21 protein-coding genes are annotated in these 22,041 nt (G+C 59.2%); 5 read left to right on the top strand and 16 right to left on the bottom strand.

The window, feature by feature from the left end; genetic code table 11:
- Positions 1-10 precede the first annotated feature (10 nt).
- The 13 genes from PMI18_RS10220 to PMI18_RS10280 all read right to left on the bottom strand — a co-directional run bounded on the left by PMI18_RS10220 (position 11) and on the right by PMI18_RS10280 (position 13,477).
- Positions 11-640, bottom strand: coding sequence for a class I SAM-dependent methyltransferase (locus tag PMI18_RS10220; protein WP_007903138.1), 630 nt, complete (start codon positions 638-640; stop codon positions 11-13).
- A gap of 197 nt (positions 641-837) precedes the next feature.
- The gene (locus PMI18_RS10225) at positions 838-1,194 is read right to left on the bottom strand and encodes a DUF6124 family protein (RefSeq protein WP_007903130.1); all 357 of its coding nucleotides are present in this window, start codon (positions 1,192-1,194) and stop codon (positions 838-840) included.
- 545 nt (positions 1,195-1,739) lie between these two features.
- On the bottom strand, positions 1,740-2,384 hold the full coding sequence (locus tag PMI18_RS10230) for a methionine ABC transporter permease (protein WP_007903129.1): 645 nt from the start codon (positions 2,382-2,384) through the stop codon (positions 1,740-1,742).
- Positions 2,374-3,495 carry a methionine ABC transporter ATP-binding protein gene (locus PMI18_RS10235; protein ID WP_007903128.1) on the bottom strand — a complete coding sequence of 374 codons (1,122 nt, stop codon included), beginning with the start codon at positions 3,493-3,495 and terminating at the stop codon, positions 2,374-2,376. The genes PMI18_RS10230 and PMI18_RS10235 overlap by 11 nt, the downstream gene beginning before the upstream one ends.
- Positions 3,496-3,497: 2 nt before the next feature.
- Entirely contained in the window at positions 3,498-4,307 is an 810-nt protein-coding gene (locus PMI18_RS10240; RefSeq protein WP_007903127.1) for a MetQ/NlpA family ABC transporter substrate-binding protein, read from the bottom strand.
- A 180-nt stretch (positions 4,308-4,487) separates the two neighbouring features.
- The gene (locus PMI18_RS10245) at positions 4,488-5,846 is read right to left on the bottom strand and encodes an LLM class flavin-dependent oxidoreductase (protein WP_007903126.1); all 1,359 of its coding nucleotides are present in this window, start codon (positions 5,844-5,846) and stop codon (positions 4,488-4,490) included.
- Complete coding sequence (locus tag PMI18_RS10250) at positions 5,846-7,039, bottom strand: SfnB family sulfur acquisition oxidoreductase (RefSeq protein WP_007903125.1); 1,194 nt, start codon at positions 7,037-7,039, stop codon at positions 5,846-5,848. The genes PMI18_RS10245 and PMI18_RS10250 overlap by 1 nt, the downstream gene beginning before the upstream one ends.
- A 38-nt stretch (positions 7,040-7,077) precedes the next feature.
- Positions 7,078-8,319 carry an SfnB family sulfur acquisition oxidoreductase gene (locus PMI18_RS10255; protein ID WP_007903121.1) on the bottom strand — a complete coding sequence of 414 codons (1,242 nt, stop codon included), beginning with the start codon at positions 8,317-8,319 and terminating at the stop codon, positions 7,078-7,080.
- A 405-nt stretch (positions 8,320-8,724) separates the two neighbouring features.
- Positions 8,725-9,483 (bottom strand): hypothetical protein, encoded by a 759-nt coding sequence (locus tag PMI18_RS10260; RefSeq protein ID WP_007903120.1) that lies wholly within the window; start codon positions 9,481-9,483, stop codon positions 8,725-8,727.
- Positions 9,484-9,988: 505 nt separating this feature from the next.
- Entirely contained in the window at positions 9,989-10,738 is a 750-nt protein-coding gene (gene tcyN, locus PMI18_RS10265; protein WP_007903118.1) for an L-cystine ABC transporter ATP-binding protein TcyN, read from the bottom strand.
- 4 nt (positions 10,739-10,742) lie between these two features.
- Positions 10,743-11,408, bottom strand: coding sequence for a cystine ABC transporter permease (gene tcyL, locus PMI18_RS10270; RefSeq protein ID WP_007903115.1), 666 nt, complete (start codon positions 11,406-11,408; stop codon positions 10,743-10,745).
- Complete coding sequence (gene tcyJ, locus PMI18_RS10275) at positions 11,408-12,202, bottom strand: cystine ABC transporter substrate-binding protein (RefSeq protein WP_007903114.1); 795 nt, start codon at positions 12,200-12,202, stop codon at positions 11,408-11,410. The genes tcyL and tcyJ overlap by 1 nt, the downstream gene beginning before the upstream one ends.
- 282 nt (positions 12,203-12,484) lie before the next feature.
- On the bottom strand, positions 12,485-13,477 hold the full coding sequence (locus PMI18_RS10280) for a D-cysteine desulfhydrase (protein ID WP_007903112.1): 993 nt from the start codon (positions 13,475-13,477) through the stop codon (positions 12,485-12,487).
- Positions 13,478-13,667: 190 nt separating this feature from the next.
- On the opposite strand from PMI18_RS10280, the gene epsC reads away from it, so the two are divergent.
- A complete protein-coding gene (epsC, locus tag PMI18_RS10285; RefSeq protein WP_007903111.1) occupies positions 13,668-14,594 on the top strand; it encodes a serine O-acetyltransferase EpsC in 927 nt (308 codons plus the stop codon).
- A gap of 384 nt (positions 14,595-14,978) precedes the next feature.
- A complete protein-coding gene (gene betT / locus PMI18_RS10290; RefSeq protein ID WP_162831698.1) occupies positions 14,979-16,934 on the top strand; it encodes a choline transporter BetT in 1,956 nt (651 codons plus the stop codon).
- Positions 16,935-16,960: 26 nt separating this feature from the next.
- Here the strand turns inward: betT and PMI18_RS10295 are convergent, their stop codons facing one another.
- Complete coding sequence (locus tag PMI18_RS10295; protein WP_007903109.1) at positions 16,961-17,221, bottom strand: hypothetical protein; 261 nt, start codon at positions 17,219-17,221, stop codon at positions 16,961-16,963.
- 159 nt (positions 17,222-17,380) lie between these two features.
- Entirely contained in the window at positions 17,381-18,121 is a 741-nt protein-coding gene (locus tag PMI18_RS10300; protein ID WP_007903108.1) for an SDR family oxidoreductase, read from the bottom strand.
- Between the two features lie 124 nt (positions 18,122-18,245).
- On the opposite strand from PMI18_RS10300, the gene PMI18_RS10305 reads away from it, so the two are divergent.
- The 3 genes from PMI18_RS10305 to mgrA all read left to right on the top strand — a co-directional run bounded on the left by PMI18_RS10305 (position 18,246) and on the right by mgrA (position 20,906).
- A complete protein-coding gene (locus PMI18_RS10305) occupies positions 18,246-19,136 on the top strand; it encodes a LysR family transcriptional regulator (protein WP_007903106.1) in 891 nt (296 codons plus the stop codon).
- Positions 19,137-19,301: 165 nt separating this feature from the next.
- On the top strand, positions 19,302-19,703 hold the full coding sequence (locus PMI18_RS10310) for a type II toxin-antitoxin system HicB family antitoxin (RefSeq protein ID WP_007903104.1): 402 nt from the start codon (positions 19,302-19,304) through the stop codon (positions 19,701-19,703).
- A 165-nt stretch (positions 19,704-19,868) separates the two neighbouring features.
- Positions 19,869-20,906, top strand: coding sequence for an L-glyceraldehyde 3-phosphate reductase (gene mgrA / locus PMI18_RS10315; RefSeq protein WP_007903102.1), 1,038 nt, complete (start codon positions 19,869-19,871; stop codon positions 20,904-20,906).
- Between the two features lie 123 nt (positions 20,907-21,029).
- On the opposite strand, the gene tauD is transcribed toward mgrA, so the two are convergent.
- Positions 21,030-21,872, bottom strand: coding sequence for a taurine dioxygenase (gene tauD / locus PMI18_RS10320; RefSeq protein ID WP_007903100.1), 843 nt, complete (start codon positions 21,870-21,872; stop codon positions 21,030-21,032).
- Positions 21,873-22,041: the final 169 nt, after the last annotated feature.

Raw genomic sequence — 22,041 nt, 5'->3', positions numbered from 1 at the left:
GTGGGAACGATCAGTTGGCTCGACGCCAGACACTCGCCAACCAAGGCTGCTGCTCCCGCGGTAGCCCCGCCGGCCGGTAGTAATGTTCAAGCTCCACAAACCCCGCTTCAGTCAGCATTTGCTGCCACACCTGAAGATCGTAATAAGCCCCATAACGCGGCCCGTTCCAGCCTTCCTGATTCTCGCCACGCGGATTGGAACTGAACAACACACCACCCGGTTTCAACGCCCCGCGCAGTTCCTTCAGCACCCGAGGCAACTCCTGACTCGGGATGTGAAACAGCACCGCATTGGCGAATATCCCGTCGAAGCGTTCGGCCGGCAGGTCGAGCTTCAGAAAGTCTTGCTGCCAGACTTCGCAACCACTGTCCTCCCGCGCCATCTGTGCAAGCTTTTCCGAACCGTCGAGCCCGACGGCGCTGTGGCCCAGGCGGGTGAAGGTTTTCAGATCGCGGCCAGGGCCACAGCCAAAGTCGAGAATGCTGAACGGAGCCTCACCCTGAATATGCCGCAACAGGGCATCGATGTTCTGGCTGACATCATGATCGCGAGTACCCTCACGGAAGTCCTCGGCCACTGCGTTGTAATGGCCCAAGGTGGTGGAAGTGATCTGCTCCAGGTCGTCGGGAGTCTGTTTCATGGTTGGCTGCGCAGGTAATGGAGGATTTGCCGAATATACGCCAAGACGCCGGGGGCTGCTGCGCAGCCCATCGCGAGCAGGCTCGCTCCCACAATGGATCGTGTCGAACACAGGTTGTGTGTTCGCAGCAGATCAACTGTGGGAGCGAGCCTGCTCGCGATGGCGGTATCACTGACAACCAATGACTTCAGCCAGACTCAACTCTGTTTCATCCCCAGACATTCAATGGACCGATCAACCATCGCCTTGGCAATCTCCAGCAAATGCCAGACGGAGAACACCAACGCCCGATCGGCCCCCTTGAGTTGATCGCCGCACTGATACGCCGTGACCGAGGCGCAGCGCAGCAGATCAGCCACATAGAGCTGGGCGTCTTCGAAGCTCACGTCTTTGCTGACGTTGTAGAAGCGTAATTCATCGGGCGCCGTCGGCTGCTTGCCGGTGAGGTGGAAATCGATCGCACGGTAAAGCGCGGAACGGTCCTTGAGCAGGTCGTCGGTGAAGGCTTTGTTGGAGGATGTATCGGGAGGTGGATCGGGAATGCTTCTTTCCATAGGTAAAACTCCTAGAGCTAATTGGAGCCAACCGATATCGCGACTAAACGAACAGGGGTGGCGGCTGCACGCAGGTTAGTCGACCGGTCTCCAGGCAATACCGGCGCACCCGAGGGTGCCCTGCGCACAGCCACCATAACTTTCAGGCAATGAAAAACACCTGACATGAGGTGGCGCTGTGCGCCTGGAAAGATCCGGGCGACTAAACCCGATCACTGATGAGCAGTGACGAACCGAGACTAGCCACCAGATTCTGTCGGCGCAAGCGAGCGGAATGATCTAGGAAACGTCCTGCAAATGAAAGGGATCGGGCCTGCTGGCACTCTGATTTTCTTGTGCGAAATGTTCCCCAGAGGCTAGAGACAATACCTCTGGCGAGTGAGCTTTTCTGTGGCGAGGGAGCTTGCTCCCGCTGGGCTGCGAAGCAGACCCCAAACCATTCAATCAGGTGTGTCAGAAAAAACCGGTAAGCAGGTTTTGCGATTGCTGCGCAATCGAGCGGGAGCAAGCTCCCTCGCCACAAAAGCCTGCGACCTCCACCGCCTTCAACGCTTGTTCAACCCCCGAGCCAACCGATCTCCACCCAACTGAATCACCGCCACCAATACCACCAGCAACACAATCACCGTCAACATGATCTGGCTATCAAAGCGCTGATACCCATACCGATAAGCAATGTCCCCCAACCCACCAGCACCAATCGCTCCGGCCATGGCTGACGAGTTGATCATCGTCACCAACGTAATCGTGAAACCACCGACAATCCCCGGCAGCGCCTCGGGCAGCAGCACATGCCAGACGATATGCCAGCGTCGGCAGCCCATCGCTTGCGCCGCTTCAATCAACCCATGGTCGACCTCGCGCAAACTGACTTCGGCAATACGCGCAAAGAACGGCGTAGCGGCGATGGTCAGCGGCACCACGGCAGCCCAAACGCCATACGTGGTACCGACGATCAACCGGGTAAACGGAATCAGCGCCACCATCAAAATCAAAAACGGAATCGAGCGGAACAGGTTCACGAATGCACCCAATGCGCGGTTCAACGCCGGTGCTGCGTAGATCCCGCCTTTGGTGCTGGTGACCAGAATCACCGCCAGCGGAATGCCCGCCAACAGTGCAATCAGCGACGACACACCCACCATCAAAAACGTGTCGATAAACCCCTGAAGCAAGCGATCAAACCACATAACCCAGCACCTCCACCTGTTGCGCCCAGTGGCCGGCGCGCTGACGCAACTCATCGGTGCCGAGGGACGATCCGGTCACCGCCAGCAGCAATTGCCCGAGGGCATGCCCCTGAATCCGTTCCACGCCCCCTTGCAGCAAGCGCACGCGGCCACCGAGGGCGCTGAACAGCGCCGCCAGGTCTGGCTCCTCGCTTGTGCTGCCGGTGAATTGCAAACGCAGCACCACAGCGGCGTCCGAAGACGGCGGCTGCGCTCGCAAGCGGCTTTGCAGTTCTTCCGGCAGGCCGTGTTGCAGCGGCGCGAGCAAGGTTTTGCTGACCTCATGTTGCGGGTTGCCAAAGACTTCCCAGACCGGCCCTTGCTCGACGATTTGCCCGTGCTCCAGCACCACGACCCGATCACAGATGTCGCGGATCACCGCCATCTCGTGGGTGATCAGCACGATGGTCAAACCCAGCCGTTGATTGATCTCACGCAGCAGGCCGAGGATCGATTGCGTGGTTTCCGGATCCAGCGCCGAAGTCGCCTCGTCGCACAGCAGAATCTCGGGATCATGGACCAGTGCGCGGGCGATGCCGACGCGTTGTTTCTGCCCGCCGGAAAGCTGCGCCGGATAAGACTTGTGCTTGCCTTGCAGGCCGACCAGTTCCAGCAAATCACGGACCTTCTGCTCGCGTTTTTCCTTGGGCACACCAGCAACTTTCAGCGGCAATTCGACGTTCTGCCAAACCGTCTTGGCCGACATCAGATTGAAGTGCTGGAAGATCATGCCGATCCGCCGCCGCAGCGCCACTAGGCGGTCTTCATCGAACTCGCCGATGTCCACCTGATCGATCAGCACCCGCCCGCTGCTCGGTTGTTCGAGGCGGTTGATGGTACGGATCAGCGACGACTTGCCGGCGCCGCTACGACCGATGATGCCGAACACTTCGCCGCGCTGGATCGCCAGGTCGATGCCGTGCAGGGCCGCCACCGGACCTTGCTGGCCGTTGTAGGTTTTGCCCAGGCCGATGAAGCGCACGTGAGCTCGATTGAGGTCTGGGTGCAGTTCGGTTTGTATGGCGTTATGTGGCTCCGGAAGTTCCAGTCGCCGTTGGATCGCGGCCGTCATGTTCAGCTTTCCCAACCGGCTTGATAGAGCTTGCCGTGGGCTTTATCCAGCGCCGCACGCACGGCTGGCGAATGCTGGTAGATGTCGACGAATTTGATCAGGCGTGGATCGGTTTTGCTTTTCGGCTGGATCACGAACTGGATCACGTATTCCTTGTGATCGAGGCCATCGAACAGCAGGGCGGAATTGGCATCGAAGGTCTTCGACAGACGGATGTAGGCCGGGTAGCCCTGGACCAGATCGGCGTCGTCGTAGGCGCGCACCAGTTGCACGGCCTCGACCTGAAGGATTTTGATTTTTTTCGGGTTGGCGATGATGTCCTCTTCGGTGGCCTTGTAGCCGACGCCCGGTTTGAGGGTAATCAACCCGGCCTTGGCCAGCAGTTGCAGGCCGCGACCGCTGTTGATCGGGTCGTTGGCGATGGCGACGCTGGCGCCTTCGGGCAACTCGTCGAAGCTTTTGTATTTCTTCGAATAGAGGCCGACGTTGTTGATGATCCCCGGGGCGAACGGCACCAGGTCAAAACCGGCGGCGGCCTTGGCGTTTTCCAGGAACGGGATGTGCTGGAAGTAGTTCACGTCGATGTCGCCCGAGGCGAGGCTGACGTTGGGGGCGATCCAGTCACTGAACTCCACCAGTTCGACTTTCAGGCCTTGTTTGTTGGCTTCTTCTACGGCGGCTTCCAGGGGAATGGCGAAGGCGGCGGTGGTGCCGACTTTCAGCGGTGCGTCGGCGGCGAAGGTGACGGAACTGAAGAGGCCGAGGGCCAGAGCCAGTGCTTTGACTGGGTGGTTGAACAGTTTTTTTGTCATGAGATTTCTTCCAGTCAATGATTAAATTTGTTGCACACCTTTGTGGCGAGGGAGCTTGCTCCCGCTGGGCTGCGAAGCGGCCCCAAAACCATCCAATGAGGTCAGCCAGTTGAAACTCGCCAGCAGATTTTTTGCGACTGCTGCGCAGTCGAGCGGGAGCAAGCTCCCTCGCCACAGGGATCAGCGCCGGAATGCAGAGCCCGTATGTTGCTCAGGCAAATGCGCCCCTTCGTGAAACAGCTTTTCCCGCAGGCTGCCGTTGTCATAAGCAATCTTGTACGACCCTCGGCGCTGTAACTCCGGAATCACCAGTTCAATGAAGTCCACATAACTTTCCGGGGTGACGATCCGTGTCAGGTTGAAGCCGTCCAGGCCGGTTTCGGCGATCCACGATTCCAGCTCATCCGCCACCTGCTGCGGCGAGCCGACCACGGTGATGTAGCGGCCACCGAGGGCGTGTTGTTCCAGCAATTTGCGGCGGGTCCAATCGTTGTTTTGCAGGTTCTTGGTGGCGGACTGGATGGCGTTGCTTTTCACGTACTGGATCGGTTCGTCGAGTTCGTACTCGGAAAAGTCGATCCCGGTGGACGCCGAAAAGTGCGCCACGCCGGCCTCGGCACTGGCGTAGCTCAGGTACTCGGCATGCTTGGCCCAAGCCAGCTCTTCTGTCTCACCGACAATCACGTTCAAGCCCATGAACACCTTGATGTCCCAGGGATTGCGCCCGGCCTCGACGGCGCTGGCGCGCACCTTGTCCACCTGAACCCGGGTCGCTGGTTTGTTCTGACCGCTGATGAACACGCACTCGGCATGCCGACCGGCGAACAGCAAACCGCGATCGGAACTGCCGGCCTGGAACAGCACCGGCGTGCGTTGCGGCGATGGTTCGCAGAGGTGATAGCCCTCGACCTGATAGAACTCGCCCTTGTGCTCGATCTTGTGCACTTTTTCGGGTTGGGCGTAGATCCGTTGCTCGCGGTCGTTGAGCACCGCGCCGTTTTCCCAGCTGCCTTCCCAGAGTTTGTAGAGCACTTGCAGGTATTCGTCGGCCTGGTCGTAGCGGCGGTCGTGTTCCACCTGTTCGCTCAGGCCCATGGCCTTGGCGGCGCTGTCGAGGTAGCCGGTGACGATGTTCCAGCCGACCCGCCCACGGCTCAAATGATCAAGCGTCGACAGGCGTCGGGCGAACAGATACGGCGGTTCGTAGGTCAGGTTGGCGGTCAGGCCGAAGCCGAGGTTTTTGGTAACGGCGGCCATGGCCGAGACCAGCAACAGCGGGTCGTTGACCGGCAACTGGATCGACTCTTTGAGTGGCACGTCCACCGAGTTTTGATAGACGTCGTACACGCCGACAATGTCGGCGATGAACAAACCGTCGAACAGTCCGCGTTCCAGCAACTGAGCCAGTTCGGTCCAGTATTCGATGGTTTTGTACTGGGTGGAATTGTCCCGTGGATGCGTCCACAGGCCATGGTTGATGTGCCCGATGCAGTTCATGTTGAACGCGTTGAGCAGGATTTTCTTTTTGGCATCAGCCATCAAATGGTCCCTCGCAATGGAGGGGGTTCATCGTTGAGGTAGTAATTGCCGATGGCGTGATATTTCCAGCGCACCGGGTCGTGCAGGGTATGCACCCGGGCATTGCGCCAGTGGCGATCCAGGCCGTGTTCGGCCAGGGTCGCCTGGCTACCCGCCAGTTCGAACAGTGTGCTGCCGGCGGCGAGGGAAATTTCGGTGCTGATGGCGCGGGCTTCGGCAATGGCAATCGACGCGGCGGCGACGGTCTCGGCATTGGTGTTGGCCTGGGCCTGGTCGAGGAATTCGCCGGAGCGTTCCAGCAGGGCTTCGGTGGCGTGCAGACGGATACTCAAGTGGCCGAAGCTCTTGATGGTCAGCGGGTCTTCGGTGGCTTTTTCATGAGTGGCGTCGATCCACGGCCGGGTCCTGGTGCGCACAAAATGCAGTGCATCTTCATAAGCGGCGCGGGCGATGCCAGTGTCGATGGCGGCATGGAGAATCTGCGCCAACGGGCCGACAGTGGTCGGGCGTTCGAACGCGCTTTGAAACGGGATCACATCCTCGGCGGCGACGTAGACACCCTCGAACACCACCGAACCGCTGCCGGTGGTGCGCTGGCCGAAACCGCTCCAGTCGTCGATCACCGTCAGGCCTTTGCTGTTGCGCGGGACGAAGGCCAACTGCTGCACGCCGTTTTCGTCCACCACTGACGTGGGGATGCGCTGGGCGTAAATCGCGCCGGTGGCGTAGAACTTGCGGCCGTTGATGCGGTAGCCGTTGCCATCGCGAGTCAGGCTGGTGACGCGGTCATGGGCGGTTTTGGTGCCCAGTTCCGCGAGTGCATTGCCGAAGCGCTGGCCGGCCAACACTTCGGCGTACAGGCGTTTTTTCTGCTCGTCGGTGCCGTTCACACGGAGCACTTCGAGGGCATAGAAATGGTTCTGGGGAATTTGCCCGAGGGAGCCGTCGGCCTGGGCGATCAATGCGATGACCTTGGCCAGGGTGACGTTGGAAACCCCAGCGCCGCCGTATTCTTTTGGCACGCTGATGCCCCAAAGACCCGAACGGGAAAACACTTCCAGTTCCGGGTATGGCAAACGACGTTCGCGGTCGCGCAGGGCGCTGTCGCGTTTGAAATCGTCGGCCAGGTCACTGGCGACGATCAGGGCTTGCTCATCGCTGGTGATGACCGCGACATGGTGAGAATGAGTCATGTGTTTCTCCAGAGATCTGGTCAAAAAGGTTCTGGTCGTCAGATCCAGGAATGCCGCGCAGGCAAGGTTCCATTGAGGTGGTAAGCGCCAACCGCGTGATACTTCCAGCGCACCGGGTCGTGCAGCGTGTGCACCCGGGCGTTGCGCCAGTGGCGGTCGAGATTGAATTCAGCGAGGGTGGCGCGGCTGCCGGCCAGTTCGAAGAGCTTTTCGCTGGCCAGCAGCGAGATCTCGGTGGTCAGTACTTTGGCTTCCGCCACGGCAATCGAGGCGCGTGCAGCGGACTCGGCGGTGAGCGGCGCGGCGTTGACCTGATCGAGTACTTGGCCTGCCTTGCGCAGCAGTGCTTCGGCGGCGTGCAGTTCGATTTTCAGCTTGCCGATGTCGGCGATCACATAGAGGTCGTCGCTGGCCCGGTCGACCTTGGCGTCGATCCACGGTCGTGCGCGTTTTTGCACGAATTCTATGGCGTCATCGATGGCGCCCCGGGCAATGCCGGCGTCGATGGCTGCTTGAATCAGCTGCGACACGGCGCCTTGGGTATTCGGGCTGTCGTTGATCTTCCAGTTATCCACCACCAGCTCGGCGTCGACCCGCACGTTGTTGAGCAAAATGGTGCCGCTGGCGGTGGTGCGCTGGCCGAAACCCGACCAGTCATCAACGATGCGCAGGCCTGGGGTGCCGCGACGTACGAAGGCCAGCACTTGCTTGCCGTCGTCGTTCAGCGCCTTGACGGCCACCCAGTGGGCGAACAGCGCGCCGGTGGAATAGAACTTCTGCCCGTTGATGACGAAGCCATCACCGTCGGCGGTGATCCGAGCCTTGAGCTCCAGGGTATTTTTGGTCCCGCGTTCTGGTCCCGCGTTACCGATTCGCCAGCCTTCGAGGACACTTTTGAACAGCTGCTTTTTCTGCGACTCGGTGGCGGCGCCGAGTATCAGGTTGAGAATCCCGAACTGGTTCTGCGGGATCTGCCCCAGTGCCGGGTCGGCCGCGGAAATGATCGCGAACACCGAGGCCAGGGTGACGAATGAAACCTGCGGGCCGCCGTACTCACGCGGGATGGCAATACTGCCCAGACCGCTGCGGGTGAACTGCTCGATTTCCGACCACGGCAACTTGCGTTGCTGGTCACGTTTGGCTGCTTGCAGGCGGGCGACTTGCGCCAGCTCATGGGCTGCCTTGATGGCTTGTGCGTCGTTGCGCAAGACCTGCGCGGGCAACAACAATGGGGCGATGTCCAGATCACTCTGGACGATTGCATCTGCCAGACTGGACATCAGTGCCGCTCCTTGGCTGCACGCAATGCCCTGGCGATTTGCACTGGGGTGATTGTGTTCCGGACCATACCTACCTCACATCTCATGAAAGCGCCGCATGGGTTGCGGCGAACGAAAAACACGAATGTCCGGTGGTCCGGTTTATATACCCTAAACGTGTATAAATAATTAATGAACTAACTTTTAGGAATATGTATAGAAGGGTGACTTCGCCCAAGTGGGCGGAGCCCCTGTGGCGAGGGAGCTTGCTCCCGCTCGGCTGCGCAGCAGTCGCAAAAATCGTTAACGGGGTTCAATCTGAAAGAACGCGTTTGTCGGTTTCAGGGGCGCTTCGCACCCCAGCGGGAGCAAGCTCCCTCGCCACAAAAAAACTCATGACACAACAGGAGTGTTGCTACAGGGTCTTCACTTCTTCCGGGATTCAGCGGCCATGAGCGCTTCTTTTGGCGGCACTTTCAGGTAGGGATTGGCACAGCCGATCTTCAGCGTGCGTGCCGGTGCCCAGCGCGAGTTGTTACCCACGCGGTCGAGGATGCAGTAGGTCACTTCCAGTCGAAGGTCTTCGCCGGCTTCGACAATGATCGCCGGGGGCACCCACACCTGAATCGGCTGACCTACATCGCAAGCCTTGAGCTTTGGCAAGTCCATGCGCACATCGCCCCAGCGCAGGGTGATCTCGTCGTCGGCGGCCATGTTCAGGTACGGTTCGATGGTCAACGGGACACCGCGCTTGACCTGATTCGGATTGACCCCCTGACGGCGAATGGTCTCGGGGATGGATACGGGCGCCAGGCTCTGGTTTTCCTCATCGCAAAGAAGCAGGCCGCCCGGACAATCGAGTTTGATCTGGACGCGCGCCGCCGGTGATACCGCTGGCCCTTGCCCGACCTGCATGACCTTGTAATGGACGCGGGCAGAACCATTGGCAATGAAGCTTTCCGGCACCCGCAGGCTCACGGCTTGGCTGTCATGGTCGGACCCCAACACGCTGGAGGCGACATAGCAGTTGTCCCAAAACAGCTCGATCAGATCGCCTTCGTCCATGCCGGGGTAGGGTGGCACCTCGATCATAAGGTGCGCGGCCGAGGTAATGTTGATACCGGCCTTGTGGCTTCGCGCCAGGGTCGGGGCTGCAAGTTCAGGTTTGTTCGAAGTGCTTGTCATGGGTTTCTCTCCTTGAAGCTTTGCCGCGAAGTCCATTTCTGAAAGATCGAAAGGCGTGAATTACCAAGCAACAAAACGATTCGTTATTTGCGCGCTTAAACAATAATTGAGGGTGATGGTTGTTGCCTGTTGGTGCCTAGATAAGAGTGCGCTCGAATAAGTGTCAATAGCGTTGGTTGGTTAAAGGTTAGTTCTTGCGTGATTCAGAAAGCTCCTACGCGGCGTGGTTAATAATCCGCATCGCTCTGTCGAACATAGTCCGGTATTTGGCGGGTTTTATGCCTCCCAGGCAGTAACCCTTTGAGCGTGGACAGCGAGGTGTTTTATAGATTTTAGGCGATATGAATCTGTTGCAGGACATATATATGTACCGCATGGGATGGCGGGAAGTTATTTAGGATGGGGGCGAATCATGTGAGTCGTTGAAAGCTGCTATACGATTTTATAAAACGGAGTTAATGTCACTTCCATCCATGGAAGTTGACAGTTTTCGAGTGGGGCAGCACTAAGCGTTATTAAGAAACTTGCTGAGAAACTGCTTCGTCCGTTCCTCTTTCGGGTTGGCAAACAGTGCTTTGGCTTCGCCTTGTTCGACGATCACACCCTTGTCAAAAAACACTACACGGTTGGCCACGTCCCGGGCAAAGCCCATTTCGTGGGTAACGATCACCATGGTGCGTTTCTCCTCGGCCAGGCCGCGGATGGTTGCCAACACTTCACCCACCAGTTCCGGGTCCAGCGCCGAGGTCGGTTCATCGAACAGAATCACTTCCGGTTCCATCGCCAACGCTCGGGCAATCGCTACACGCTGTTGCTGACCGCCGGAGAGGCGTCGCGGGTAAGCGTCTTCCTTGCCCGCCAGGCCGACCTTGGCCAACAGCTTTTTACCCAGGGCAACGGCTTCGGCACGCGGGATCTTTTTCACCACCAACGGGCCTTCGATGACGTTTTCCAGGGCCGTGCGATGGGGGAACAGGTTGAAGTTCTGGAACACAAAACCCACGTGCTGGCGCAAGCGCCGTACCAGGCTCTGCTGCTGGTTCAGGGGGCGGCTGCCATCGATCTCGATGTCGCCGACCTTGATCCGGCCGCTGGTGGGTTCTTCCAGAAAATTCAGGCAACGCAGGAAGGTGGTCTTGCCCGAGCCGCTGGGGCCGATGATTGCCACCACCTCGCCTTCCTTCACCTGCAGATCGATGCCGTTGAGCACCACCTGACCCTTGAACTGCTTTGTCAGTTTTTCCACGACAATCATTGGGTCAGGACTCCTGGTCGTGCCGATTGACCCGCGCTTCCAACTGGTTCTGCAGGTGCGACAGGACAGTCGCCAGAACCCAGTAGATCAGCGCAGCGGCAAGATACATGGTGAAAATTTCGAAGGTGCGAGCGGTAATCAGCTGTGCCTGGCGGAACAGCTCCGGCACCTGAATGGTGGCGGCCAGTGCCGTGTCCTTGACCAACGAGATAAAGCTGTTGCCCAAAGGTGGCAAGGCCGTGCGCGCCGCTTGCGGCAGGATGGCCCGGCGCAGGGTTTGCGCGCGGGTCATGCCGATACTGGCGGCAGCTTCCCACTGGCCGCGCTCGATGGAGCTGATCGCGGCACGCAGGATTTCGCAGGCGTAGGCGGCCATGTTCAGCGAGAAGCCGATCAGGGCAGCCGGCAGCGGATCAAGTTCGATACCCAGTTGCGGCAAGCCGTAATAGATCACGAACAGTTGCACCAGCAACGGCGTGCCGCGAAAGAACGACACGTAGATGCGGGCGATCCAGCTCACCAGTTTGAAGCGCGACAGCCGCATCAACGCCAGGCCGAAGCCCATCAGCAGGCCGAAGAACATTCCGCCCAGGCTCAGGATGACTGTGTAATACGCGCCCTTGAGCAGAAAGGGCGCGGAGTCCAGCGCAAGTTGGAAAGCTTCTCCCATTATTGAGTGACGTCAGCGCTGAAGTATTTTTCCGACAGCTTTTTCAGCGTACCGTCGGCACGCAGCTTGTCGATGGCTTTGTTCACCGCGGCCAGCAGCTCAGGCTCGCCTTTGCGCAGGGCAATACCGGCTTCCTGGCGGGAGAACGCTTCGCCGGCGGCGGCAGTGTCCTTGGCCTTCCTGGCATATTCCAGCGCGGCCAGGCGGTCGATCAGAATGGCGTCGATGCGGCCGACGCGCAGATCCTGGAACTTGGTCGGATCATCTTCGTAGGTGCGGATGTCAGCCTTAGGCACATTCTCTTTCACCCACTGCTCGTAGTTGGTGCCCAGGCCTACGCCGACTTTCTTGCCGGCCAGATCGGCGGCGGTCTTGATGGTGTCTTTGTTTTTGGTCAGGGTCAGCGCCTGAATTCCGGAAACGGTGTAAGGCGTGGAGAAGTCGTACTTCTTCTTGCGCTCTTCGGTGATGGTCACCTGGTTGATCACCGCGTCCAGACGCTTGGATTCCAGGGCTGCGAGGATGCCTTCCCATTTGGTCGGCTGCAGTTTGACCTTCACGCCCAGCTCTTTGGCCAAGGCTTCGGAGAACTCGACTTCGAAGCCGCTCAGTTTGCCGGCCTCGTCGACGAAGCTGAACGGTGGATAAGTGCCTTCCAGACCGACGTTGATCACGCCTGCGTCCTTGATTTTTTGCAGTTGCTCACCGGCCACTGCCTGCCCGAGCAGGCCGGCGCTCAGCGCCAGGCCCAGCGAACCCACCAGCAGATTTCGACGTAATGCGGAAAAATTCATGACAAGCCCCTGTGTTTTCTTATGGAAGACGCTTAAGGAAAGTTGGCAAATTCGGGATTTGAACGACTGCGATATCCTGCCCTAAAGCAGCTTATGCGTCTTGCTGCAAATTCGCCTGCGGCGCGACTATATGATGTTGTCTTTAGATAGGAAAATACTAAATATTGAGTTTGTTATTCTTTTTTTGGCTAAGTGATCGTTCCCACGCTCCTGCGTGGGAATGCCTCTAGGGACGCGGAGCGTCCCGGGCTGCGTTCCCACGCAGAGCGTGGGAACGATCATTTACAGAAAGTCTTTGTAGGCAAACAGTGCCGGCGCCCCACCGGTGTGCAGGAAGATGATCGGGCCGTCATTGAAGCGCTGGCGCCCAATGCCGTCGAGCAAACCGGCCATGGCCTTGCCTGTGTACACCGGATCCAGTAACAACCCTTCCTGGCTCGCCAGCAGCTTCAGCGCCGACAGTGTCCCGGCATTCGGCTCGCCATAACGCGGGCCGAAATATTCGTCCCACAGTTCGATTTTGAAATTCGCCGGCAGACTCACGCCCAGCAACTCGGCCGTGCGCTCGGCGAGGCCTTGGACTTTCGGTCGTTGCTCTTCATCGCTACGGGAAACAGTCACGCCGATCACTGGCAAATCCGGCAGTACTTCGCTCAATGCCAGCGCCAGGCCGCTGTGGGTACCGGCACTGCCGGACGCCAGCACCACGGCGGCGAATTGCAGCCCGGTGTCCTTGATCTGTTCGGCCAGCTCCAGGCCTGCACGGACATAACCCAAAGCGCCCAATGCATTCGAGCCACCAATCGGCACCAGATACGGCTTCTTGCCGTTACTGCGCAGACGCCCGGCCAGCGCTTCCAATTGCTCGTCGGCGTTGTCGAGGTTTTCCACCAGCTCGACCTTGGCGTCGAACAGGTCCAGCAACAGCCGATTGCCGTTGCCGATATAGTTGCTGTCGTCAGTGCCCAGCGGATTTTCCAGCAGGGCCACGCAGCCCAGGCCAAGCTTGGCCGCAATGGCAGCGGTCTGGCGCACGTGGTTGGACTGGATCGCGCCTGCAGTGATCAACGTATCAGCGCCTTGGGCCAGGGCATCGGCGGCCAGGTATTCGAGTTTGCGCAGCTTGTTGCCGCCCAGTGCCAATGGCGTCAGGTCATCGCGTTTGACGTACACATCGCGGCCTAGCCAGGTCGACAGGCGTTCGAGTTTTTCCAGGGGGGTAGGATGACCGAGCAGGTCGAGGCGGTTAAAGCGGGCAAGCTGTTGTTTGATCATGGGTCCGTACTGGCGGAGGAAGATGTCAGGACTATAGGCACGGGTATTTAGTGGGGCAACTGCCAATCGCTTATAGCCAAAAGTGTTGATCTCAGCACTATTGGTTCTTAATTCGGCTGCAAGCCGTTGCCGTAAAGTAATCGCGGTTAACGCGGCCAGACAGTCCGGCCGCCCGTGAGGAGTTTTTACCGTGAGCGAGCGTTCCAGCCATTGGCAATTGCAGACCATCGTCAGCCAACTGCGTACGGCGCGCGAGCAGTGGCGCGCACAAAACGGCCGTGCCAGCGGCGAGCAGGGCGGTCGCGAGTTGCCGTCCCGAGCGGCCATGGCGGATATTCTCGAAGCCTTGTGCGGTGCGCTGTTCCCGATGCGTCTGGGCCCGGTGGATTTGCGCGAGGAGAGTGAAGACTTCTACGTCGGCCACACACTCGACGTGGCGCTGAACGCGTTGCTGGCCCAGGCGCGGCTCGAACTGCGTTACGCCGCGCGCCACAGTGCCCAGGCCGACACTGAAGTCGAGGCCAAAACCATCCAGATCATTCAGGATTTCGCCCTGGCTTTGCCGGGGCTGCGCACTCTGCTGGACACCGACGTACTGGCGGCCTATCACGGCGACCCGGCGGCTCGCAGTGTCGATGAAGTGTTGCTCTGCTATCCGGGGATTCTGGCGGTGATTCACCATCGTCTGGCCCATCATTTGTATCGCGCCGGCTTGCCGCTGCTGGCGCGGATCAGCGCGGAAATCGCCCATTCGGCCACCGGCATCGACATCCATCCGGGGGCGCAGATCGGGCGCAGTTTCTTCATCGATCACGGGACGGGTGTGGTGATCGGCGAGACCGCGATCATTGGTGAGCGCGTGCGGATTTATCAAGCCGTGACGTTGGGCGCCAAGCGCTTTCCGGCGGATGAAGACGGCCAGTTGCAAAAGGGTCATCCGCGGCATCCGATCGTCGAGGACGATGTGGTGATCTATGCCGGAGCGACGATTCTGGGGCGCATCACCATCGGCAAGGGCTCGACCATCGGCGGCAACGTCTGGCTGACCCGCAGCGTGCCGGCGGGGTGCAATCTGACCCAGGCGAATCTGCAGCATGATGATGGGACGCAGAAGTAATTTCGATAACGCATTGCGTTTTTGTGGCGAGGGAGCTTGCTCCCGCTCGGTTGCGTAGCAACCGCAAATACAGACAACGCCGTTTATCCACATGGATGGGGTCGCGATTTTTGGGGCCGCTTCGCGGCCCAACGGGAGCAAGCTCCCTCGCCACAGCCCTTCCCTGAGCTAGCGTACGAAAAGTACCGCCGAGCCCTGCGATTAGTCCTTAGCCCCCTATCCATGTTTAACTTGAACGCTCATTCAAGTTAAACCACCGGTTTGCTGCCCGCTCACAACAGGAGGCTTGCCTTTGCCGAGTCCGTTATTGATTGCCCTGTTTCACCCCCTTGAGGTGCACTTTTCATGAGTGCATCGTCCCCCCCCGCAAGCGGCCAGGTCCGCATGAATCCGCCGGTGTTTTATTTCGCGGCGACCTTTATTTTGTTGTTCGCCGTTGTGGTCATGGCGATACCCGAACAGGCCGGTGCCTGGCTTCTGGAAGCGCAAAACTGGGCGGCCAATACGGTCGGCTGGTACTACATGCTCGCGATGACGCTGTATCTGGTCTTCGTGGTGGTCACCGCCTTGTCTGGCTACGGCAAGATCAAGCTCGGTGCCGACCACGACGAGCCCGAATTCAGCTACCTGTCCTGGGCCGGCATGCTGTTCGCCGCCGGGATCAGCATCACGCTGTTTTTCTTTTGCGTGTCCGAACCGCTGACGCACTTGGCACAACCGCCGCAAGGTGAAGCCGGCACGGCGGATGCGGCACGGCAGGCAATGCAGATTCTGTTTCTGCACTGGGGCCTGCACGGTTGGGGCGTGTTCGCCTTCGTCGGCATGGCGCTGGCCTATTTCGCCTATCGACATAACCTGCCGCTGGCCCTGCGTTCGGCGCTGTACCCGCTGATCGGCAAGCGCATCAACGGGCCCATCGGCTACGCGGTGGACGGCTTCGGCATCATCGCCACGGTATTCGGCCTCGGTGCCGACATGGGCTTTGGCGTATTGCACCTCAACTCGGGCCTCGATTACCTGTTCGGCATCGCTCACACCCAGTGGATTCAGGTCGGTCTGATCACGCTGATGATGGGTGCGGCGATCATCGTTGCGGTGTCCGGCGTCGATAAAGGTGTGCGGGTGATGTCCGACATCAACATGCTGCTGGCCTGTGCGCTGCTGCTGTTCGTATTGTTCGCTGGCCCCACCCAGCACTTGCTCAACACACTGATCCAGAACCTCGGCGATTACCTCGGCGCCTTGCCGATGAAGAGTTTCGACCTCTACGCCTACGACAAACCCAGCGACTGGCTGGGCGGCTGGACGGTGTTCTACTGGGCCTGGTGGATTGCATGGTCGCCATTCGTGGGCCTGTTCATCGCACGGATTTCCCGTGGCCGGACCATCCGTGAATTCGTCTTCGGCGTGTTGCTGATCCCGCTCGGTTTCACCCTGGCGTGGATGTCGATCTTCGGCAACAGCGCCATCGACCAGGTCCTCAACCACGGCATGAGCGCGCTCGGCATATCGGCCATCGACAACCCGTCGATGACCCTGTACCTGCTGCTGGAAACCTACCCGTGGAGCAAAACCGTGATTGCGGTCACGGTGTTCATCAGCTTCGTGTTCTTCGTGACCTCCGCCGACTCCGGCACTGTGGTGTTGTCGACGTTGTCCGCCAAGGGTGGTAACCCGGATGAAGACGGGCCGAAATGGTTGCGAGTGTTCTGGGGCGCGATGACGGCGCTGGTGACCAGCGCGCTGTTGTTCTCCGGCAGCATCGACGCGTTGAAGTCAGCAGTGGTGCTGACCTCGTTACCGTTCTCGATGATTTTGCTGCTGATGATGTGGGGGCTGCACAAGGCGTTTTATCTGGAATCGCAGAAGCAGATCGCGCAACTGCATTCCCTCGCGCCGGTGTCCGGTTCGCGGCGCGGTGGTTGGCGTCAGCGCTTGAGTCAGGCGGTGCATTTCCCGTCGCGCGATGAGGTCTATCGCTTCCTTGATACGACGGTGCGTCCGGCGATTGAAGAAGTGACGGCAGTGTTCGTCGAGAAGGGCTTACACGTGGTCACTCAGCCCGATCCGGCCAATGACAATGTCAGCCTGGAAATCGGTCACGGCGAACTGCATCCGTTCATCTATCAGGTGCAGATGCGTGGTTACTTCACGCCGTCCTTCGCCCGTGGCGGCATGGGTTCCAAGCAACTCAACAACCGTCGTTACCACCGCGCCGAAGTGCATTTGCGCGAGGGCAGTCAGGATTACGATCTGGTGGGCTACACCAAGGAGCAGGTCATCAACGACATCCTCGACCAGTACGAGCGGCACATGCAGTTCCTGCACCTGGTGCGTTGATTGAGAAGGGTGGCGCTGACGTCTTGTCAGGCGTCAGTGCTCATCGTCATGAACAACACCAGCGCCGCAACCGGGACGCCGAATACCGCGCTACCCACCACCAGTTCCGTGCTCAACGGCTGGCCGGCGTTGACCATGCCGACCGCGCCGTTGATCAAGGTCAACGCCAGCCACAGCACGACAAAACTGTAGGCCAGGGTCTGGCGGTGGAAGCCGATTTTCTTTCCGATGAACAGCATCAGAGCCAGCAGGACCAGGCCGAAGAAGATGATGATGGTGGTGTGCATGATGCATTCCCCTCCTTCAGATGTGTGGTGTCTTTGAGGTCGTCTTCGCGGGCAAGCCTCGCTCCTACAGGTTTTTGTGTCGAACGACACTGCGTTTGTAGGAGCGAGGCTTGCCCGCGAAGGCGGCCTTGCTGATTCACCCCAATACATCGAGCATAGTTAAACCAACCCACCATTCACCCGCAAAATCTGCCCATTGACCCAAGCCGAATCCGGCCCCACCAGAAACGACACAACGCGAGCAATATCCTCCGGCTGACCCAAACGCTCCAGTGGAGGCATCTTGGCGAAAGTCTGGATTTGCTCTTCGCTCTTGCCGTGCAAAAACAGCTCAGTCGCCACCGGGCCAGGCGCCACCGCGTTGACGGTGATGTTGCGCCCGCGCATTTCCTTGGAGAACACCTGGGTCAGGGATTCCACCGCCGCTTTGCTGGCGATGTACACCGCGTAGCCCGGCAAGTTAAGCCCAACGGTGCTGCTGGAGAAGTTGATGATCCGGCCACCGCTGTTCAGACGCGTCGCCGCTTCACGCAAGGTGTTGAAGGTGCCGCGAGCGTGGATGTTGAAAGTCTGGTCGAACAGTTCGTCGGTGTACTGCGCCAGCGGCATCACTTTGAGGATGCCGGCGTTGTTGATCAGCACGTCGACCTTTCCCAGTTGGGTTTCGGTTTCGTCGAACAACCGGCGCACGTCATCGGCATTGGCCACGTCAGCCTTGACCGCTATGGCCTGATGCCCGGCCTGACGCAGTTCCACAACCAGTTTTGAGGCTTCAGTGGCGCTGCTGGCGTAGTTGATGGCGACGGCGAAACCTTCGCTGGCCAGTTGCCTGGCGATCACAGCGCCGATGCCTCGGGAGGCGCCGGTCACGATGGCAACTTTCGAAGTTTGAGCAGTCATGGCGTTGATTCCTTGGAGTGGTTTGAAGTGGAGCCAGACTCACATGTTTACTCAGGCCGATAAATGCATGAGAGTTGCCTTGACTGTTCAATAATCGCCAACAATCGAGCGCCAGGAGTGACCCGTGGATCAAGTCAAAGCGATGAAGGTGTTCGTGCGGATCTACGAGCGCAGCAGCTTCACCCTGGCGGCCGATGACCTGAACCTGCCCCGGGCGACGCTGACCCACACGCTGAATCAGTTCGAAGCCTGGCTCGGCACTCGTTTACTGGAGCGCAGCACGCGTAAGGTCCGTCCTACGCTGGATGGCGAGGCGTATTACTTGCGTTGTGTGCAGTTGCTGGCGGAACTGGAAGAGGCCGAACTGGCATTTCGCAGCGTAGCGCCGAAAGGGCGGTTGCGAGTGGATCTGCACGGTACCTTGGCCAAGCACTTCGTGATCCCGGCGTTGCCGCAATTCATGGCGCGCTACCCGGATATCGAACTGTCCATCAGCGAAGCCGACCGCTTCGTCGACCTGATCGCCGAAGGCGTTGATTGCGTGTTGCGCGCCGGCACCTTGGGCGACTCTGCACTGATCGGTAAACGTGTTGCCAACTTGCGGCAGATTACCTGCGCCAGCCCCGCCTACCTGCGTAAATACGGCGAACCGAAAAGCCTCGACGACCTGAGCCGCCACCGCGCGGTGAACTACGTTTCGCGCACCACCGCCAAGTTGTTTCCGTTTGAGTTCGTGGTCGATGGCGAACTCAAGGAAGTGGCCATCGATGGCGCGCTGTCAGTGTTTGGTGCGGAGATCTACGCGGCCTCGGCGATTGCCGGATTGGGCCTGATCCAGTGCCCGCATTACCGAATGGAAACCCTGATTTCCCAAGGCCTGGTGCAGGAAGTCCTGGTCGACACACCACCGCCGCCGATGCCGGTTTCGGTGCTGTATCCCCATAACAAACACATGTCGCCACGGGTTCGGGTGTTTGTGGATTGGTTGGGGGAAGTGTTTGCGGATGCCGTTTGAAGGCAAGCGAAGATCAAAAGATCGCAGCCTTCGGCAGCTCCAGTGATATGCGGTCGAGCGTAGGAGCTGCCGAAGGCTGCGATCTTTGCAAGATATGTATGGTGTGTATGCGTGTAGATTTCTGTTTTACAGTCCATGCTCTTTCAACAGAGAAATCATCGAAAAATGAAATTCCCGGTCGTTCTGCACAAGGATGCCGACTCAGAATACGGAGTGATTATCCCGGACGTGCCGGGGTGCTTCTCTGCGGGCGCTACTGTGGCGCAGGCATTTGAAAACGTGAAAGAAGCGTTGGCTTTGCACTACGAAGGTCTGGTCGCCGATGGTGATCCACTTCCGCAGGTGCGTGAGATTGACGCTCATCTGGATAACCCTGATTACGCTGGCGGCGTGTGGGGTGTGGTCGAATTCGATATCACGCCTTATTTCGGCAAGTCGGTGCGCTTCAATGCCACGCTTCCTGAGCAGTTGCTTGAGCGTATCGACCAGACGGTCAGAAGAGATCAGCGATACAGCTCAAGATCTGGTTTTTTGGCGGCTGCCGCGTTGCGTGAGTTGTCGGCGTAAACGTTGGGAGTGGATATCGGCGCTATGCGGTGGGTCAGATTTAATAATCTATGAAACGTTTCAGCATTTTCTCGAGTCCGAGGTTTATCGGCGTTTGTCCAAGCGTATGCTGGGCAACTTGCAGAGCAGTCGATACCGCATTCAAGACAGACAAGAGAGGATTCGATGACCTACACCGCTGCCGAAAACCGCTACGATTCCATCCCTTACCGCCGCGTGGGGCGCAGCGGGCTGGTGCTGCCGGCACTGTCTCTGGGCTTGTGGCACAACTTCGGCGACAGCACGCCGATAGACACCCAGCGTTCGTTGCTGCGCACGGCATTCGATCTGGGCATCAACCATTTCGACCTGGCCAACAACTACGGCCCGCCGTATGGCAGCGCCGAGATCAACTTCGGTCGTTTGCTGCGTGAAGACTTCAAGCAGTACCGCGACGAGTTGATCATCTCCAGCAAGGCCGGTTGGGATATGTGGGCTGGCCCGTACGGTCAGGGCGGTGGTTCGCGCAAATACGTGCTGGCCAGCCTCGACCAGAGCCTGCAACGCCTGGGCCTCGACTACGTAGATATCTTCTACTCCCACCGCTTCGATCCGGACACGCCGCTTGAAGAAACGGCCGGCGCACTGGCCACCGCCGTGCAGCAGGGCAAGGCGCTGTACATCGGCATCTCGTCCTATTCCGGGGTCAAAACCCGTGAAATCGCCGGGTTGCTGAAAGAGTGGAAAGTGCCGTTGTTGATTCATCAACCGGCCTACAACTTGCTCAACCGCTGGGTGGAAAAGGACCTGTTGGACACCACCGATGAACTCGGTACCGGCGTGATCGCCTTCACTCCATTGGCTCAGGGGCTGTTAACCGACAAGTACCTCAATGGCGTGCCAGCGGATGCGCGGGTCAATCGTCCGGGCGGTGGTTCGTTGCAGGCGTCTCACCTGTCCGAAGCCAACATCGCCCATGTGCGGGCGCTCAATGAAATCGCCAAACGCCGTGGTCAGAGCCTGGCGCAGTTGGCGCTGGCCTGGACCCTGCGCGATCCACGGGTGACCTCGGCGCTGATCGGTGCGAGCCGGCCGGAGCAGATTATCGAGAATGTCGGAGCGTTGAAGAATCTGAATTTTAGCGTGGAAGAACTGGCGGAGATTGATCGGTTTGCCCAAGAGGGTGGGGTCAATCTTTGGGAGAAACCTTCGACGGCTGAATAACTCCGTACTGATCGTTCCCACGCTCCGCGTGGGAATGCAGCCCGGGACGCTCCGCGTCCCATCCAAAGCCGAACGCAGAGCGTCCGTTGAGGCATTCCCACGCGGAGCGGGGGAATGATCGGTTCACCGAAAGAAAGGCACATCCCCCAACACAGTCGCCCGCTGCATCACCCGCCGTGCCGGGCGGTAATCATCCACCGCGTAATGCTGGGTCACACGATTGTCCCAGAACGCGATGTCGTCTTTCTGCCAGCACCAGCGGATGGTGAATTCCGGCCGTGTGGTGTGGGCGAACAAGAATTTCAGAATCACTTCGCTTTCCGTCTCCGACAGCTCATTGATCTTCGACGTGAACCCTTCATTGACGAACAACGAGCGCCGTCCGCTCACCGGGTGCGTACGAATCACCGGGTGCGACAGCGGTGGGTTCTTGCGTCGGGCTTCTTCCCACTGGGCCAGGGCTTGCGGTGTATTGCCATAGCGTTCCAGTGGGAACGAGCGGGTGAAATCGTGAGTAGCAGTTAACCCTTCGAGCAGAGTTTTCATCGGTGCGGACAGCGCTTCATACGCCGCAATACCACTGGCCCATAGTGTGTCGCCGCCAAATTCGGGCAGCAGTTTGGCGCTGAGCACTGCACCCATGGCCGGGGTCGGCAGGAAGGTCACGTCGGTGTGCCAGATCGCGTTGTCCCGCACGTCGGTGACGGCGGTGTCGAGGATCAGCACTTCCGGCTGCTCAGGCACGTTCGGGTAGATCGGATGAATGTGCAGGTCGCCAAAATAGGCGGCGAATCGCGCTTGCTGTTGCGGCTCGATCGGCTGGTCGCGGAAGAACAGCACTTGATGCTTGAGCAGCGCCTGCTCGATGGCATCGCGTTGCTCAACGTTCAGCGGCTGGCTGATATCGATGCCGCTGATTTGCGCGCCGAGGGCGGAGCTTAAAGGGACGATGGTCAGGTGGCTCATGGTGTTCTCTTCAATCCGGGGTGCCTACTGTGGGAGCGAGCCTGTGGCGAGGGGGCTTGCCCCCGTTCGGCTGCGAAGCAGTCGTAAAACCTGTGTCTGAAAAAACTGGCTGGAGGAACGTGTTGCCGGGGTTGTTTTGGGGCCGCTTCGCGGCCCAACGGGGGCAAGC

The sequence above is a fragment of the Pseudomonas sp. GM102 genome (assembly GCF_000282555.1).
Lineage (GTDB): Bacteria > Pseudomonadota > Gammaproteobacteria > Pseudomonadales > Pseudomonadaceae > Aquipseudomonas.
This window is presented reverse-complemented; position numbering and strand designations above follow the sequence as displayed.

Excerpts from the sequence above, each read along its gene's own strand:
- PMI18_RS10220 (WP_007903138.1), bottom strand. The coding sequence starts at position 640 with ATGAAACAGACTCCCGACGACCTGGAGCAGATCACTTCCACCACCTTG.
- PMI18_RS10245 (WP_007903126.1), bottom strand. The coding sequence starts at position 5,846 with ATGGCTGATGCCAAAAAGAAAATCCTGCTCAACGCGTTCAACATGAAC.
- PMI18_RS10230 (WP_007903129.1), bottom strand. The coding sequence starts at position 2,384 with ATGTGGTTTGATCGCTTGCTTCAGGGGTTTATCGACACGTTTTTGATG.
- PMI18_RS10250 (WP_007903125.1), bottom strand. The coding sequence starts at position 7,039 with ATGACTCATTCTCACCATGTCGCGGTCATCACCAGCGATGAGCAAGCC.
- tauD (WP_007903100.1), bottom strand. The coding sequence starts at position 21,872 with ATGAGCCACCTGACCATCGTCCCTTTAAGCTCCGCCCTCGGCGCGCAA.
- PMI18_RS10225 (WP_007903130.1), bottom strand. The coding sequence starts at position 1,194 with ATGGAAAGAAGCATTCCCGATCCACCTCCCGATACATCCTCCAACAAA.
- PMI18_RS10280 (WP_007903112.1), bottom strand. The coding sequence starts at position 13,477 with ATGATCAAACAACAGCTTGCCCGCTTTAACCGCCTCGACCTGCTCGGT.
- tcyN (WP_007903118.1), bottom strand. The coding sequence starts at position 10,738 with ATGATTGTCGTGGAAAAACTGACAAAGCAGTTCAAGGGTCAGGTGGTG.
- PMI18_RS10310 (WP_007903104.1), top strand. The coding sequence starts at position 19,302 with ATGAAATTCCCGGTCGTTCTGCACAAGGATGCCGACTCAGAATACGGA.
- PMI18_RS10295 (WP_007903109.1), bottom strand. The coding sequence starts at position 17,221 with ATGCACACCACCATCATCATCTTCTTCGGCCTGGTCCTGCTGGCTCTG.
- tcyJ (WP_007903114.1), bottom strand. The coding sequence starts at position 12,202 with ATGAATTTTTCCGCATTACGTCGAAATCTGCTGGTGGGTTCGCTGGGC.
- PMI18_RS10240 (WP_007903127.1), bottom strand. The coding sequence starts at position 4,307 with ATGACAAAAAAACTGTTCAACCACCCAGTCAAAGCACTGGCTCTGGCC.
- PMI18_RS10255 (WP_007903121.1), bottom strand. The coding sequence starts at position 8,319 with ATGTCCAGTCTGGCAGATGCAATCGTCCAGAGTGATCTGGACATCGCC.
- betT (WP_162831698.1), top strand. The coding sequence starts at position 14,979 with ATGAATCCGCCGGTGTTTTATTTCGCGGCGACCTTTATTTTGTTGTTC.
- mgrA (WP_007903102.1), top strand. The coding sequence starts at position 19,869 with ATGACCTACACCGCTGCCGAAAACCGCTACGATTCCATCCCTTACCGC.
- PMI18_RS10300 (WP_007903108.1), bottom strand. The coding sequence starts at position 18,121 with ATGACTGCTCAAACTTCGAAAGTTGCCATCGTGACCGGCGCCTCCCGA.
- PMI18_RS10260 (WP_007903120.1), bottom strand. The coding sequence starts at position 9,483 with ATGACAAGCACTTCGAACAAACCTGAACTTGCAGCCCCGACCCTGGCG.
- tcyL (WP_007903115.1), bottom strand. The coding sequence starts at position 11,408 with ATGGGAGAAGCTTTCCAACTTGCGCTGGACTCCGCGCCCTTTCTGCTC.
- PMI18_RS10235 (WP_007903128.1), bottom strand. The coding sequence starts at position 3,495 with ATGACGGCCGCGATCCAACGGCGACTGGAACTTCCGGAGCCACATAAC.